Genomic DNA, 14,669 nt, shown 5'->3' with positions numbered 1-14,669 from the left:
TCAGAGCAGAATATTCGGTTCCAGGCGCTCGCCGCCACGCACGTCCCGCGCCAGCTTCTTGCCCAGGACTTCGGCCGTTCTGCACGGCGCAAGACCGCCCGCTGGGCGCAACCAGTCCAGATCGTCCAGCCCGATCACGTGCCCAGCCGCAAGGTCCCGCCGCGCGACAATGCTCCGCCGCGCAGCGATGGATAGCTGCGCCTCGCTTGCATCGACATATTTTTCCGGGCGGCCAAGGGTACGCGATGCCTCTCGAATGCGTTGGGCAAGCTGCTTCAGTTCGACAGGATCGGCCGAAAGCCGGTGATCCCTGAACGATGAGAACTGTTTGTCGATCGTAAAATGTTTTTCGATAATTTGCGCACCGGCCGCGACCGCCAGAACGGCAACTTCGTTGCCCAGCGTATGGTCCGAATAGCCCACGGCATCGCACAATGGCCTCAGGGCGTGCATGGCCGCCAGGTTTGCCGCTTCGGGGGCTGCCGGATAGGCCGAAACGCATTGCAAAAGTCCGAGGCCGGGCCGAACCCCGCGTTCCGTCCACACCGACCCAAGGACGGAGCGCGCATGCCGTATATCCTCAAGGGTCGCCATACCGGTGGACAGGACAACCGGCTTTCCCGTCGCGGCCACCCGCGCCAGCAAGGGATCGAAGTCGTTATCGCCGGAAGCGATCTTAAACGCCGGAACAAGGGATTCGAGCCAGTCAACGGCTTCAAGAAAAAACGGCGTCGACATGAAAATCACGCCGGCGTTTTCCGCTGCCCTGGCCAGTCGCTCATGGTCCCGACGACTCAAGGCGAACCTCTGAAGTTGCCTGACCCTTGCCTCATCTTCGGCGGAAACAAGGCGTTCGGGCGCGATCGTCTGAAATTTTACGGCCTGCGCCCCGGCCTCTGCGGCGAGTCCGACAAGCCTTTCGGCAAGTGCCACGTCCCCCTCATGGTTGTTGCCGATTTCGGCGATCAGAAGCACTTCCCTGTCAAGATCAACGTGGCCAATTCTCATAACGCCCGACCCGCCCTGGATTCGGATGGCATGGGACCATGGAAGTGCAGCACGTGCTGTGCGCCGGCAAGCCGGAACCCCATCGATTCATACAAATCCACCGATGCAACGTTGCACGCCTGCGTACCGACGCTAAGGCGCTCCGGCGCGCCGTCCCCGATACCTTGCGTCGCGGCAAGGCCGATCATCTCGCGCGCCAAGCCGCGCCGGGCCGCACTTGGGTGCACCGCCACCAGATCAATGACCACCGCACCGTTCTGGCCGCGCAACAGTTGAAGGAAACCGGCCACCTGGCCATCGGCCTCTGCGACGATCATGGCGTCGCCGCGCTTGCCCGAGAAATAATTTTCCGCCCAAGCTCTCTTTACTTTGTCTGCCAAGGTATTTGGAATCGCCGCGTCCATGTGGAACCGGGAATAACGAAAGGCGCTCTCCGCAATGGCGGCAACACTGCCGACGTCGCTTGCAACGGAGAACCGGACCCTCGAAAGTTCGAAATCGACCGCCGGGTGAAGCCAGTCAAGGGTCAGCGCCATCTCGATATGACGGAACCCGGCCTTCTGCAATTCCAGCGAAGCGGCCGTCTCGATCGCCGGCACCTTGGCGGCTGCGAAGATGCCGGGCTTCGCATAGCCGGCGACGAGTTGATCCGCACTCAAATCGCCGGACACATGCCGCACGTTGAAACACGGGCGCCCGAGAATACCGCTCAGCCAGATATCGGCCGTGCTGCTAAACTTCATCGGCAAATAAGATGCGTTTCCTGGATGCGGCTCTGCATTAGCCACCAAAGAGATCGGGACGACGAGCCGCCAGCGCCTTGCACCATTCGATATAGCCGACAAACCCGTCTTCCAGCGAATACGCCGGCCGGTAACCCAAGAGTTTCCGGGCTTTCTCGATGCTTAGCGTACCTCGCTCGGGCATTAATTGGTCGCGCGGCTTGAATTCCAATTCGATGCCGGGAAAATGCTTCATGACAATTGCCGCCATCTGCTTCAGGGAACGGGCGGAACCATACGTGATGTTGAATGTCTGATTCTTCGCCTCCTCCCGCGTAATGCAAAGAACGACGCCGCGAACAAGGTCCTGAATATATGTGAAATCCAATTCGTCCGAGCCGTCGCCGTTGACGGTCAAGTTCCGGCCTCGGATGGCGCCCTCGATAAAAGCCTGCCCGACGCGGCGACTCACGCACCGCTCGCCATAGAGCGCCGACGGACGAATAATCGTATAGGGCAGTCCAAACACCTGGTTGTATGCCTTGACCAGCGTCTCGCCCGAGTGTTTGAGCGCACCATAGATGCCGAGGGGCTGGCATACCCGGTCCTCGGTCACCGCCTCCCCTTCGAAATGCCCATAGACCATGGACGAGGAAAAATAAATGAACTGGGGCATGTAGCCGCGAACACTGTCCAGGGCATTCTCCAACGTGCGCATGCTGTGATCAAACGTGTGGTAGGGGTCCTTATTAGCCCTATTCGCATGCGCGACTGCCGCCAAATGAATGACGACGTCGGGCTTGGTTGACGCAAGATGCGGCGAGAGAAGGTGGTAATCACGCGCATCGACGATGTGTAGCGGGATCTCGGCTTTACGCAGCAGATCCAGGCGCTCGTTGATGTATTCCACATACAACCGGGCGTTTTCGTTAGTCTCGAAATCGCTGGTGAACGCCCCAAGATTATTGACCTGTAGGCTGTCGATGATATGGGGGATCGCCCCCATCTCCTTCAGTTTGAGCGCCAGATTGTGGCCGATGAATCCAGCGCCCCCAATAAGCGCAATCCGCTTGCCTTGAAGTTCAATATTCACGAAAGGGCTCCCTTGATGGCGGATTTAAGAGCGGCCGCGATATAACACATATCGTCGCCGTCAAGATGCGGTCCGACCGAAAGCGCGATCGACTGGTCGCTGATACGCGTGGCGTTTGGGAACGGAACGGCGCCCCAGCCGTATTTCTCCTTGTAGTAAGTCAGATGGGGGACAGGGCCGGGGTAGTAGACGCTTGTTCCTACGCCTGCGTTGCGCAAGGACGCCAGGATGTCGAAACGCCGGCTCGAGATTGCCTCGCTCAGCACCACACCCATGCAGTAGTTGGCGTGTTCGTAGTCCCCGCCACCCGCTCCGAGCAAAGAAATTTCGCGGATGTCGGCCAGTTCATGGCGCAAAACCGCGTCGTTTTCCCGGCGTTTGCGCAGGAAACCGGGAACCCGTTTCAACTGCTCGATGCCGAGGGCGGCCTCCATTTCGTTCATGCGGTAATTGTAGCCAAGCCTATTCACGTCGTAGAGGCCGGGCACCACCCGCTCCCCCAGCGGCTTGTCGTATCCGAACGACTTAATCTTCTGAACCTGCTCGGTTATTTCAGGGCGCCGGCTGAGGAAGATGCCGCCCTCGGCTGTCGTAATGTGTTTAACCGGATAAAAAGAGAAGGCGCCAACGTCGCCGAGCAACCCGGTGTGCACACCCTTATAGCGGCCGCCGATGGATAGCGCGCAATCCTCGACGACAAACAAATCGTGCTTTCTCGCCAATGCGTTGACCCGATCCATATCGACCGGCAGGCCAAGATAGTGAACGACGCAGATCGCCCTGGTGCCGGGGCCGATAGCCGCCTCGATTTGGTCGATGTCAATATTGCCGGTTTCCGCCACGACATCGACAAAGACCGGCTTGGCGCCCGTATATTCAACGGCGTGAGCGGTGGCGACATGGGTCTGGGCCGGCACGATCACCTCGTCTCCCCGCCCGATGCCCAGATAGACATACGCCAAATGCAGGCCGGCCGTGCAGGAGGCCACGCTCAACGCCCGGCCGCCCCCGACAAACGCCGCAAAATCCGCCTCGAACCGTTCGGCCCGCGGGCCATGAACCAATTGCGGCCCCCGCAACACGTCCATGACCGCGTTGCGCTCTTCTTCGCCGATGATCGGCTTGCCGAATGGTAGGTTGCGCGTAGAGCCGTCGGACATTTTTCAGTTACGCACGTGTTCCGGTTTGCCGGTCCGCAGGGATCTTTCGATCGCTAGACAGGCTGACATTGCTGCAAAAACATCGGCTTCTTCCACCAGGGCCAGGCCACGGCCGAGAATGGCATCGACAAAGCTTGGCAGCAAATCGCCCTTGTCGACCCCCGGGTAAGCGGACTCGATCTTCTCCGGCGGCATACTCGCATCACGCGAGCGGTAGAGTAACGCCGACGGGAGCGCATTCTCGAACGTCGCCTTTGTGCCATAGAGTAAAACACGGTGGAAATGGGGCTGCACGCAGCCGAAATTGACGCCGACTTTTCCGATCGCGCCGTTACCAAACTTTAGCCACGCAACCACCATGTCGGGGGTCGTGAATTTCGCGCCGGCGCTGCATATCTTGTTGCCGACCGCACTAACTTCGACGATGCCACTTCCCGTCAGCCACAGCAGCAGATCCACCATGTGAACGCCGCCGCCAAGCATGACGGAGTAGTCCGCAATATCGCCCCGCCAACCATCCAGGACCTTGTGCAGCCGGCCATAATTGTAGTCCGCCTCGACGCAGTACAGTTGACCAAGGTCGCCTGCGCGAATACGCGCATGGACGTCACGAAAACGCTCGCTCATTCGCAGAACCGTATTGGTCGAGAGCCTTCGACCCGGGTTGCGCACCAGCGCCCGGCGGATGGAAACATAGTCCTCTTCGCTGGTGCACAGTGGCTTTTCCGAGAATACGTGCTTCCCACAGTCCAAGGCCCGCACCACCTGGGCGGCGTGTTGGTGATCGTAACTGGCAACGGAAACCACGGTGACATCGGGGTCATCTATGAGGGCTTCTGCGTTGTCATACACACGGCAATCCGGATATTTTTTCTTTGCCATATCGCGCTTCGCGGGGTCGCTGTCACAAAGGGCGATCACCTCGGCCGCGTCGCTCGCACGATACCCGTCGATATGCTTTTCGCCGACGCCAAGCCCGATGATTCCCGCCTTGACTTTTGTCACCGTCAAACCCGCACGGCCTCCAACCGAAGCGCCGCGGCCACCACGGCGCCCAACCCATGCTCCTGCACAGGCTCTCCGAGAACACCCAGCAAGGCCTCGAAGCGGTCGAGGTCACTTGCCGTGTCGATGGAAAGCTGAAGCGACCCGAGCGGCGCTTCGTGTTCCACGTTGACGATGCGGAACCGATCGGGATGCCGGTAGAAGTGAGATGTGACGTGCTCTCGCTCACTACGGCTCAACTCCGATCGATGAACCCGTCGCAAACTTTCCAACGCCAGGACTTCGACCGATTGCCCCTTCGGAAAAGTTCGTTTCTGCACATTTGTCACGAGATCGACTGAATCCTTTTTCCGAAACATCGCCACAAGCCTATCGACCAATGCGCTATCCAAAAGCGGGCTGTCGCCGCTGACGCGGACAAGAGCTTCGGCCGCAACCATGTCTGCGGCCGCCACTAGACGACCGGCCACGTCTTCAAGGCTCCCTCGGTAGCAGCCGATACCAGCCTTCTCCGCAAAGTCCGCGATCGGATCATCGGCCGCCTGGTCGGACGTTGCGAGAATCACGCCGTCCAGTTCCCCGCATTGTTTCAATCGGTCCAGCAGATAGGAAAGCATGGGTCTTCCGCAAACCAACTTCAGCACTTTCCCGGGAAGCCTGCTTGAGGACATGCGCGCTTGAACTATCGCGAAAATCCGGGCGCGCTTTCCAGTCGGTTTGCCGGGTTGAACGACGGTCACGCCGCTTGAACTCGCATGGCCGAACCTTGAGCGGCCGAGTTTCGCGCCGCTTCCAGCACCCGCCAAACCCTCTCGCCGGCTGCAAAATCGGGGAACCGGCCGGCGGTGGTGCTGCCTTGCGCGACCGCGGAAAAATCCTGCGCCAGTTCGCGAAACGCGGCAACGCGGTCGTCCCCGTTGCCATCCTCGCCGTCGGCGGCGCCGGTTTCCGCAATCGGCACCACGAGCCCCTCATCGTTCGAATCGTATAGCGTCAGCGTCTTGCTGCGCGAGGTGAACGGCGGGGCATGGTGAAAAACGATCCGCCCGCTGTCGCCATAGACCTCGATTTTATGGCCGATGCCGGCCGCCTGCACATTGGACACCGTGTACCGTCCGACGACGCCGTTAGCAAACAGGCACGCGATCTCGCAGCTATCGGGTGCCGTGACATCCGCCACGCCGCCGCGGCCGTCCGGCCGCTTAAGTACCGTGATCGACGTCCGCGCCGAGATTTCCGTCACGTCGGCGCCGGCGATCAAAAAGGCGTAGTCGATCACGTGGCTGCACCAATCGAGGAGAACGCCGCCACATGCCCCCGCGTCGTGCCGCCACGACCACGGGCGATTCGGGTCGAGCCCACCCCCCGTCAGCCAGGTCACGGCAATCCGCCGGACTGGCCCGATGCGTCCCTCCCGCACCGCTTTGCAAAGCGCGGCGATGGCCGTGTCATAGCGAAATTCGTAACCGATCGCCGTCACCAGCCCCTTGCCCATGGCGTCCGCGGCAAGCCCTGTGATCTCATCAAGGCCGGCGCCGAAGGGTTTCTCGCAAAGTATATGTTTGCCCGCATCGATCGCGGTCCGCACGATCGCGGCTTGCTGGCGGGGCGGCACCGCGATACTGACGGCGTCGATTCCCGGCCATTCCGCAAGGGCGTGCCCGTTATCGAACACACGCGCCCGAGGCGCGTACTTCGCGGCCGCGATCCGGGCCCGCCCCGAGCCGGCGTCGGCCACTCCCGAAACCACGACGTTGGCGAGCGTGCCGAGCGCCGGAAGGTGAACGCCCGCCCCAAAACCCATGCCAATGACACCGATCCGCAACTGGCCTTTGGCGGTGCCGTCGAGATGGCCCACTTCAGCCCTCAAACACGCGCACATCGGGAAGCGGCACGACGATCGTCGACTTCAGCCCCTTTTCGCGGAGCTTGCGGATAATCGGCTCGGCATAGTGCCAGGACAACATGATCGCGTAGTCCGGCTGCTCCTTGAACATGCGTTTCTCATCAACGATGGGGATGTGCTTGCCGGGCAGAAACAGGCCAAGCTTTAGCGACGTGGGCTGCTCCGCGATGTAGGGCATCAGGTCCGGATCAAGGCCGGTGTAGTTGAGAAGCGTGCTGCAACGGCCGGGGCAGCCGATCCCGACAACCGACTTGCCCGCCGCCTTCGCGCCGATGACAAGGGCCAGGAGATCGCGCCGCGCCTTGCGGGTTTGTTCGGCGAAACGGTCATACACTTCGGTCCCATAGAGCCCCGCCCCTTCTTCTTCGGCCAACAAATCCGTGACCGCGCGCGAAACCGGAAGGCCCTTTCCCTTGCAGGCGAACACCCGGACCGATCCGCCATAGTTGTCGATACGCTCGACATCCGTGACGGTGAAATCGTACTGATCGAAAAGCCGAATGAGCGACTTCAGCGTGTAGTAGCGAAGGTGCTCGTGATAGATCGAGTCGTACTGCGTGGTCGCGAGAAGATCGAGCAGATAGTGGGACTCGGTCACAAACACCCCGCCATCCTGCAACAGCTTGGAGACCCCACGCAGGATGCCCCCCAGTCCCGCGACGTGCGCGAACACGTTGGTCGCGGTTATGAAGCCAGCCTGGCCATGACTCGCAACGATCCGGTCGGCGAGCCTTTCGTCGAAGAACGCCTGCAGGGTTTCGATGCCGCTTTCATTGGCGATCTTGGCGATGTTGGTTGCCTCCACCCCAAGCACGCGCATGCCGCGCTCCTTGAACGCCATCAACACCGTGCCGTCGTTGGAGCCAATATCCATGGCCAGGCTGCCTTCGGGCAGCGGAAAGCGCGCAAGAGTCGATACGGCGGTCTTGCTGAGCTTTTCAACGAGTGTCGCGGTAATGCCGCTCCGGTACGGGTAGTCCGGGAAGAATAGCACCTCGGGCGATACGACATAGTCGATTTGCCCGAGCGAGCAATCCCGACAGACCTGGAATCGCAACGGATAGGTTTTCTCGGCCTCGTCCAATTGACGCGGCCAGAGCAAACTGTCGCACGGCGGATGATGCCCGAGATCCAGCACATCGTGCAGATTGCGGCCCCCGCAGACCTGGCAATGGTCAATTTTGCCCAACGGCAAGTCGTGATGTGTCGTCATTCCGTTTTTCCCTGGACCGTTTTGGCGGTCGCCGTCTTGGGGGTGAGGGCGATCTTCAACTCTTCGTCAATGGCTTGCACAAGAGCGCGCGCCGCCGCCGCCGGCGCATAGTGTTCAAGATACGCCTTTTCTGCCCGATCAATAATGGCCGCACAAGCGTCCGGATCCTGCGCCGCCAAACGCATGTGCCGCGCAAACCCGGCCGCATCGCGCGCCAGCAGCGCCGTCTGCCCTGCGACCAGCATCGGATTGCCAAGCGCCGCATTTTCATGCGCGACGATCAATGCGCCCTTCGCCATGGCGGTCAACAGGCGGCTGCGGTTGCCGACCGGCACATCAAGCGGCGCGATCACCGCGTGAACCGTGGTCATCATCGCATCCAAATCCTCGATAAAACCGACGCAAGAAAGCGCTGGAAGGCGATCGATCTTGGCCGCAAAAAACGCCGGCGGCGGCTCCCGCCCGCCGATGACGATCTCGAACCCGTCCTCGCCCCACGCCGCCACAAGTTCCGGATAGAGGCGGTCGCAAAGGAAATGCAGCGCCGAGCGGGAGCCAAGCCCGGAGAGATGCCCATAGAACAAGAACCGGGGCTTCTCTTTGGGGCCACGGCGCGGACCGGCGATACGGCCCTTGGCTTCCGGCCAGGGATAGGGTGCGAAATGCGCGGCAAGGCCTAAGCGCCCAAGCGGACGCTCCGACGACTTGGAGGCCACGATAAGGCGATCGAACCCGGAAAGCGCCGTGCGATAAAACCGCTTCCACGCCGCCGTCTGCGCCAGGGCGTAGGGCAGACGCCGCAGCAACATCCAGTCCTCCTTGAAGCCATAGAGATAGTGGTACCAGTTCGACTCGAACCCGAGATCGCCGAGCCAGGCGATCCGCTTGCCGCCAGAGACGCCGGCCGCACACCGCGCCGGGCCGACATCGAAGGCAACGATGGCGTCCGGCGCAACGTCGTCCCATACCCGGCCGACACCGGCAATCGCCGCCCCATCGACCTGCAAGCCGAAACGGCTGGGGCGAACCACCGCGCCCCGAATCGGGATTTGGCGGACCACGTGCGAGGCATGGTTTATTGCGTCTTCATAGCGCGATAGCTGACGTGTGGTTTCGGCGCCTTGCGGCGCAAGAACTATGGTCATGACACGGTAGCCCGCATCGGCAATCGCCTTGGCATACTGGAAAAACAGGACGGCGCTCGCCCCTTCGCTGGGGTGCGGGACACCCTGCACCACAATCGCCACGGCGTAATCGGCCCGCGCGGAGACAAGGTCCAAGACAGCGCTGTCAGGCGGCATGACGCCCGACGGCAAAGCGATGCGCGATGTCGGCGACCACGCGCGAAGCGGTTGCGCCATCCCAGAGCGGAATCGCGGAAGGCCGGCGGCGTGGTGCGGCGGACGCCATCGCCGCAAGCAAGGTATCGGCGGCTACCAACCGATTCGTGCCATGCGTTACCGTGATCGGGCGTTCTGTGGTGGCGCGCAGAGTGAGGCAGGGTATGCCCAAATACGATGTCTCTTCCTGCACACCGCCGGAATCCGTCACCACAATGCGGCTCCCTGTCACAAGCCGCATGAAACCGACATAGCCGAGCGGGTCGATGAGCGTTACCCCGCCGCCCACCAACCGATCGTCGAGTTTCGCCTGAGCGAGTTGCGCGCGGGTGCGGGGGTGCGCCGGAAATACGAGAGGCAATTCTTGCGCTATCCGGCACAACGCATCGACGATGGCAGTCAACTGCGCCACGTCATCGACATTCGAGGGCCGGTGCAGCGTGACAACGCCGTATCGCCCCTCGGCAAGGCGCAAATGGCGCACCGTTTCATCGGCGGCGATGCGCGGGCGCATCAACTCGAAGGCATCGATCATGATGTTGCCGACGCGGGTAATGCGCGTCTTTGACACCCCTTCGCGGACGAGATTTTCATCGCCGTCCGGCGACGGCGTCCACAGAATATCCGCCACCGAATCGGTTACGATGCGGTTGATCTCCTCGGGCATGGCGCGGTCGCCGCTGCGCAACCCGGCCTCCAGGTGCGCGACCGCTACGCCACGTTTGACCGCCACCAACGCCGCCGCCAGCGTCGAATTGACATCCCCGACCACCACCGCCAAATCAGCCGGCGCCTCCTCAAGCACGCGTTCGTAGCCGATCATGACTTTGGCCGTCTGCTCCGCATGGCTTCCGCTGCCCACGCCAAGCGCGTGGTGCGGGTGCGGAAGCCCAAGTTCCTCCAGCAAGCGGCCGGAGAGCGCGTCATCGTAGTGCTGCCCGGTGTGTACCAGCGCGGGCGCGCACCAGGTCGTGCGCGCGAGCGCGTGCCACAGCGGCGCGACCTTCATGAAATTCGGTCTCGCCCCTGCGATCAGGTGAACCTTGAGGGGAGCAGCCATGTCGGATATGCGTATGAAAAGTGGGTTTTGTGGCACGCTACCGCCGTTTGGGTGAAAGCGGTGTCACCCAGACGGTACCGTTCAAAGCGCGCCGCGCTTGCGGCGCGGTCGGTCGGTCAGACTTGGCTCAGCCGGCCGGTATCAGTACGCGGCGCGAAACTATCGCCTGGACCTCACGCCCCAGCACATTCAGCAGCACCGCGACCCGGTCCTTGTCGGTCAAGCGCGCGAGCGTACCAACCATGTCGGCAAACGGCCCCGCGATCAGGCGCACGGGATCGCCGCACTTGAAGGCGTCTTGCGGTGCGACGACCAGGCCCTCTTCGTCTACGGTTTCCCGCAGAGTCTCGACAAACCCTGCGGCGACCGGCGCCGGCCGCTCGTTCTCGCAGAGGAGGCGGCGCACGCCAAACGTGCCGTTGATCGAACGCCACAGATGAACGTCCAGACCCAAGCGCACGAACAAATAGCCGGGAAACAATGGCACGAGCACGTTATCGACACGCCGCGCATGGCGCCGCGTCCACCGCAAGCGGGGCAGCCAAGACTCGAAACCCTGGCGGCGCAGGTTGAGATCGGCGCGCGCTTCCTGCCGAGCCTGGCAACAGACCACGTACCAGCGCATCAGGCGTTCTCCTCCTGCCCCGCCCTGGCAATCAGCTCTCGCCGGTTCGGCGTGATGCGCAGCAGCGGCGGCGCAAAGACCCGCGCCGCGCCAAAAGCCGCGCACATCTGTTCGTAGGCGGCCTGTGGCGCTTTCGTCTCGGTGATGATCACCACGTCGATGGCGGGCGCCTCGGACAGGTCTCGGATAATCCTGACACCATACCGTTCGGCCTCGTTCGCCTCGGGCTCAAGAATGGCATCGATCGAGACGCCTTCGCCGAGGGCGGCCAGCACCGCGATCTCCGTGAGCTCGCCGCAGCCCGCCAAGGCAATTCTGTTCACGCCCATATGCTGGGTGCGTACGAAGATTTCGGCATACTCGCTGCGGGCAGCGCGAAAGAAATCGAGCGAAGTTTCCAGATATTCCGCAACCAGCCGGCTCTTTTCGGTAAACCCCCGCGGCGTGAGGTAGTAAGCATAGCGCTTGTAGGGCGCCTGGCTCACCTTCGCATAGCCTTTGCCAACGGCCCGCTTTACCAGCGCATTGACCATGCCGACGGACACCCCGATCTGCCGCCGCAACGTCATCTGGGTGACGATCTCGCCCCGTTCGATCGCGGCTAGAAAGTCGAGCTCGGCGTGCGCCTTCGGCTTGCCGGTCATGGGGCGCTCTCATTCATGGTGTGAAATTCAGAATTTGAATATCACCCGCCGCGGGCATGGTCAAGGTTTGAAATTCACAATGTGAACGATACGGCCTGGGCAGTTTTTCTAGATTTATGATTTTAAATCAAATTGTTAGCCTATCCTCCGCCTTGGCCTGCCGGGGAGTCTCGGGGGGCCTCCGCTGGAAAGCCGGCCGGCCGGGGGTATGCCCAAACCCAAGCGGCGGCGCTTATCCCACCCGATGTCGCCGCCGGCGCCTTACGGATCATTTGGAATTCTTTCGATGCCGCGGTCTCGTTCATGCGTCGCCATGGCACGCCGATGGCGCGGACCATTCAGGCCCCGACGACCGATATTTATTCTCTGCCGGTTACGTGCCGGCCCATGGACCGTGATTCCAGCTCCCACAATCCGGCCGCCGTTTCGTTCCGGCGTTTGACCGGTCGGAGCGAGAGCGAATCGTTCGGGCTCATCCCAGGGCATCGCGGCGGCAGTGGCGGCGCGCCCGTGGCTGAAATTGGGTAAAGGCGAGGTAGCAATCGGGACCGCTTGGTTGGGGCGGCAGGATTCGAACCTGCGATCACGGGATCAAAACCCGTTGCCTTACCACTTGGCCACGCCCCATCGCGCGGGCAGAAAGTAGGCGGAAAGCCCGCCCCCCTGCAAGAGAGAGCCGTCGGGTAACGAAGAAGGGGGAAATTTCCCTCAACTACCTTGAACGGGCTGGCGCTACCCCTTGTCCCATTGAGATGGCCGAAGGTACTATCCCGGCCGGAACAGAAGAGGGGAAGATGACCGGCTGGAAGCTCGAAAACATATCCGGAGAAGCACGGGAAGCGGCAAAACAGGCGGCGCGGCGCGAGAAGCTTGCCGTGGGCGAGTGGCTGAGCCGCATCATTCTCGAGGCCGCCCTTGAGGCCGCCGAGGAAAAAAAGGCGTCCGCCGGGACCGCGCCCGACTAGCCGAATATGGCCCTACCTTTCTTGACTTAAGCAGGCCAACTCCATAGCATTATCCATGTTTTCAATGGATTCTCGGTGGTACTACCTGGAATCTGAAGGGCAACCGAAAGGATAGACGGTATGGCTTCCCACGCCCCCTGGAGCATCAAGGGGATCGAGCCGGAAGCGCGCGAGGCCGCCAAGATGGCGGCACGCAAGACTGGCATGACACTGGGCGGTTGGCTTACCCGCACGATCCTTGCCGCCGCCGCCAACGAATTGAAACGCGGCGGCCAGAAGACGCCCGCCGAATGGACGGCAAGCGGCGGCGAAGGCGATTTTGCAGGCCCCTCGCCGCCGGCGTTGACGGAAGAGGCAATCCTCAAAAGCATCCAGCACCTCATCCAGCGGGTCGAGCACATCGAGCAGGCTACCCAGGAAACAGTCGCACCGATCGCCAAGAAGGTCGAAGAGCTTGCCGCTCACCTCCATGAGGTGAGCGAGAAAACCGGCATTGCCACCGGACCGATGGAGCGCGCCTTGCAGCGGTTGACGGAACGGATGGAAAAAATGGAAGGGCCGGAACCCACCGCTCAAGAGAGACGCCGCCCCCATCGCGGCCGGCTCGCCCGCCTGTTCAATCTGCCCTGACCATTCCCTCCGCAAGGTCAAACCGTTCCGCCCGGCCAAAGCTGTGATAGATAGATAGATAGATAGATAGACTGTATGGACGCGCGAGATAACGAAGAACCGGGAAAGCTTCGGGCCGATGACATGACGACGCAAGCCGCTTGGCAGCCGAAAGGCGTACGCCCGGAAGCGCGAAAGGCTGCCACGGAAGCCGCCCGCCAGGCCGGCATCCCGGTCGAGCAATGGGTCGAGGCGGTAATCCTGCGACGCGCGCGAGGTATTGGCGAAAGCGGGCGCGCGAAACAAACGGAGACGGTGCCCGAGCTCGAACGGCTGCCCGAAACGGCGACGGAAACGGAAACACCGGCTATCGGCTATAAAGGCTATGCGCCGCCGTCTTCCCGTCTGCAACGGCAGCTTCGCTGGCTCGCGGCGAGTTCTCTCGTCGTCCTGATTTTTGCGGTGGCTGGCTTCGGGCTTCTCTGGGTGGGTGAGAACGGTGCGCCCTCCCCCAACGCGGGCAGCCTCCAAACGGCCGCCGGTCATCCCGCGGATCTTTCCGCTGCTTCGCTCGAGCGGATCCGCGCCGCCGCCCAGGCCGGCGACCGGGAAGCCCAGTTCGACCTTGCCCAGCGCTACGCGCTCGGCGAATGGGTCCCGAAGAACGATCAAGCCGCGGCCGAATGGTTCGAGAAAGCGGCTCTCCACGGCCACCCCGAAGCCCAGTACCGGCTAGGCCTGCTTTACGAACAAGGCCGCGCGGTGACGCAGAGCCTCATCGAAGCCTTCTTCTGGTTCCAAAGCGCCGCCGAGCAGGGCCATCGGGAGGCCCAGTTCCGATCCGCCATCGCCTATGCCGAGGGCGCCGGCGTCGGTAAGGACGCCCAAAAGGCGGCGGCTTACTTTCGCCAAGCCGCCGAACAGGGCCACGTCGCGGCCATGTACCGTTTGGCCGACCTTTACGAGGCGGGCGCAGGGGTGGCACAGGATACCGAGGCGGCGCGCCGCTGGCGGATGAGCGCCGAAGGCGCGGCAAGCCCTCAGGAAGAAACCGAAGGCGACGTACAGATTGTCGTCCTCGACGAAACAAAACCGGAGGAAGCCCTTACCCAGGGCGAAATCGAAACGCTTGAGCGTTTGCTGGTCGGGCTTGGCTTCGAGCCGGGACCGGCGGACGGCGTCGTGACGGAGAAAACGGAAGCCGCGATCCGGCTTTACCAGGCGTTCGGGAATTTGCCGACCGACGGCAAGGCTTCGAAGGCGCTACTCGAGGAACTCCGTTCGGTCTCCCAGTCGGCGGGTCGTCCCGCCGACTGACG

Annotated in this window: 15 protein-coding genes and 1 tRNA gene; 3 read left to right on the top strand and 13 right to left on the bottom strand. The window is 62.1% G+C overall.

Going from position 1 to position 14,669, the window contains the following annotated elements; all coding sequences use genetic code 11:
- The 13 genes from AB1781_08240 to AB1781_08180 form a co-directional block, all read right to left on the bottom strand.
- A complete protein-coding gene (locus AB1781_08240) occupies positions 1 to 1,008 on the bottom strand; it encodes an N-acetylneuraminate synthase family protein (protein MEW5704555.1) in 1,008 nt (335 codons plus the stop codon).
- A complete protein-coding gene (locus AB1781_08235) occupies positions 1,005 to 1,751 on the bottom strand; it encodes a GNAT family N-acetyltransferase (protein ID MEW5704554.1) in 747 nt (248 codons plus the stop codon). The genes AB1781_08240 and AB1781_08235 overlap by 4 nt, the downstream gene beginning before the upstream one ends.
- A gap of 37 nt (positions 1,752 to 1,788) precedes the next feature.
- Positions 1,789 to 2,823 (bottom strand): NAD(P)-dependent oxidoreductase, encoded by a 1,035-nt coding sequence (locus AB1781_08230; protein ID MEW5704553.1) that lies wholly within the window; start codon positions 2,821 to 2,823, stop codon positions 1,789 to 1,791.
- Complete coding sequence (locus AB1781_08225; protein ID MEW5704552.1) at positions 2,820 to 3,983, bottom strand: DegT/DnrJ/EryC1/StrS family aminotransferase; 1,164 nt, start codon at positions 3,981 to 3,983, stop codon at positions 2,820 to 2,822. The genes AB1781_08230 and AB1781_08225 overlap by 4 nt, the downstream gene beginning before the upstream one ends.
- Before the next feature lie 3 nt (positions 3,984 to 3,986).
- A complete protein-coding gene (locus tag AB1781_08220) occupies positions 3,987 to 4,988 on the bottom strand; it encodes a Gfo/Idh/MocA family oxidoreductase (GenBank protein MEW5704551.1) in 1,002 nt (333 codons plus the stop codon).
- A 2-nt stretch (positions 4,989 to 4,990) separates the two neighbouring features.
- Complete coding sequence (locus AB1781_08215) at positions 4,991 to 5,728, bottom strand: NTP transferase domain-containing protein (GenBank protein ID MEW5704550.1); 738 nt, start codon at positions 5,726 to 5,728, stop codon at positions 4,991 to 4,993.
- Entirely contained in the window at positions 5,725 to 6,846 is a 1,122-nt protein-coding gene (locus AB1781_08210) for a Gfo/Idh/MocA family oxidoreductase (GenBank protein ID MEW5704549.1), read from the bottom strand. The genes AB1781_08215 and AB1781_08210 overlap by 4 nt, the downstream gene beginning before the upstream one ends.
- A gap of 1 nt (position 6,847) precedes the next feature.
- A complete protein-coding gene (locus AB1781_08205) occupies positions 6,848 to 8,107 on the bottom strand; it encodes a class I SAM-dependent methyltransferase (GenBank protein ID MEW5704548.1) in 1,260 nt (419 codons plus the stop codon).
- The gene (locus AB1781_08200) at positions 8,104 to 9,468 is read right to left on the bottom strand and encodes a glycosyltransferase (protein MEW5704547.1); all 1,365 of its coding nucleotides are present in this window, start codon (positions 9,466 to 9,468) and stop codon (positions 8,104 to 8,106) included. The genes AB1781_08205 and AB1781_08200 overlap by 4 nt, the downstream gene beginning before the upstream one ends.
- Positions 9,398 to 10,507: a UDP-N-acetylglucosamine 2-epimerase (non-hydrolyzing) gene (gene wecB, locus AB1781_08195; protein MEW5704546.1), complete on the bottom strand. Its 1,110-nt coding sequence runs from the start codon at positions 10,505 to 10,507 to the stop codon at positions 9,398 to 9,400. The genes AB1781_08200 and wecB overlap by 71 nt, the downstream gene beginning before the upstream one ends.
- Before the next feature lie 127 nt (positions 10,508 to 10,634).
- On the bottom strand, positions 10,635 to 11,132 hold the full coding sequence (locus tag AB1781_08190; protein ID MEW5704545.1) for a transcriptional activator RfaH: 498 nt from the start codon (positions 11,130 to 11,132) through the stop codon (positions 10,635 to 10,637).
- On the bottom strand, positions 11,132 to 11,776 hold the full coding sequence (locus AB1781_08185; GenBank protein MEW5704544.1) for a MarR family transcriptional regulator: 645 nt from the start codon (positions 11,774 to 11,776) through the stop codon (positions 11,132 to 11,134). Before AB1781_08185 ends, AB1781_08190 begins: the two co-directional genes overlap by 1 nt.
- Positions 11,777 to 12,329: 553 nt before the next feature.
- Positions 12,330 to 12,403 (bottom strand) — tRNA-Gln (locus tag AB1781_08180).
- 167 nt (positions 12,404 to 12,570) lie between these two features.
- On the opposite strand from AB1781_08180, the gene AB1781_08175 reads away from it, so the two are divergent.
- The 3 genes from AB1781_08175 (at position 12,571) to AB1781_08165 (ending at position 14,667) form a co-directional block, all read left to right on the top strand.
- Positions 12,571 to 12,741, top strand: a complete 171-nt coding sequence (locus tag AB1781_08175; GenBank protein MEW5704543.1) for a hypothetical protein — start codon at positions 12,571 to 12,573, stop codon at positions 12,739 to 12,741.
- Between the two features lie 120 nt (positions 12,742 to 12,861).
- Complete coding sequence (locus tag AB1781_08170) at positions 12,862 to 13,371, top strand: hypothetical protein (GenBank protein MEW5704542.1); 510 nt, start codon at positions 12,862 to 12,864, stop codon at positions 13,369 to 13,371.
- A gap of 75 nt (positions 13,372 to 13,446) precedes the next feature.
- Positions 13,447 to 14,667, top strand: a complete 1,221-nt coding sequence (locus tag AB1781_08165; protein MEW5704541.1) for an SEL1-like repeat protein — start codon at positions 13,447 to 13,449, stop codon at positions 14,665 to 14,667.
- Positions 14,668 to 14,669: the final 2 nt, after the last annotated feature.

The sequence above is a fragment of the Pseudomonadota bacterium genome (assembly GCA_040752895.1).
Lineage (GTDB): Bacteria > Pseudomonadota > Alphaproteobacteria.
Note: the sequence above shows the minus strand (reverse complement) of the source record. Positions and strands in the feature narration are given on the sequence as shown.

Bases quoted from the DNA above. Each gene is read 5' to 3' on its own strand.
- AB1781_08185 (MEW5704544.1), bottom strand. From the start codon at position 11,776: ATGACCGGCAAGCCGAAGGCGCACGCCGAGCTCGACTTTCTAGCCGCG.
- AB1781_08190 (MEW5704545.1), bottom strand. From the start codon at position 11,132: ATGCGCTGGTACGTGGTCTGTTGCCAGGCTCGGCAGGAAGCGCGCGCC.
- AB1781_08175 (MEW5704543.1), top strand. From the start codon at position 12,571: ATGACCGGCTGGAAGCTCGAAAACATATCCGGAGAAGCACGGGAAGCG.
- AB1781_08205 (MEW5704548.1), bottom strand. From the start codon at position 8,107: ATGACGACACATCACGACTTGCCGTTGGGCAAAATTGACCATTGCCAG.
- AB1781_08200 (MEW5704547.1), bottom strand. From the start codon at position 9,468: ATGGCGCAACCGCTTCGCGCGTGGTCGCCGACATCGCGCATCGCTTTG.
- AB1781_08235 (MEW5704554.1), bottom strand. From the start codon at position 1,751: ATGAAGTTTAGCAGCACGGCCGATATCTGGCTGAGCGGTATTCTCGGG.
- AB1781_08170 (MEW5704542.1), top strand. From the start codon at position 12,862: ATGGCTTCCCACGCCCCCTGGAGCATCAAGGGGATCGAGCCGGAAGCG.
- AB1781_08165 (MEW5704541.1), top strand. From the start codon at position 13,447: ATGGACGCGCGAGATAACGAAGAACCGGGAAAGCTTCGGGCCGATGAC.
- AB1781_08225 (MEW5704552.1), bottom strand. From the start codon at position 3,983: ATGTCCGACGGCTCTACGCGCAACCTACCATTCGGCAAGCCGATCATC.
- wecB (MEW5704546.1), bottom strand. From the start codon at position 10,507: ATGGCTGCTCCCCTCAAGGTTCACCTGATCGCAGGGGCGAGACCGAAT.
- AB1781_08240 (MEW5704555.1), bottom strand. From the start codon at position 1,008: ATGAGAATTGGCCACGTTGATCTTGACAGGGAAGTGCTTCTGATCGCC.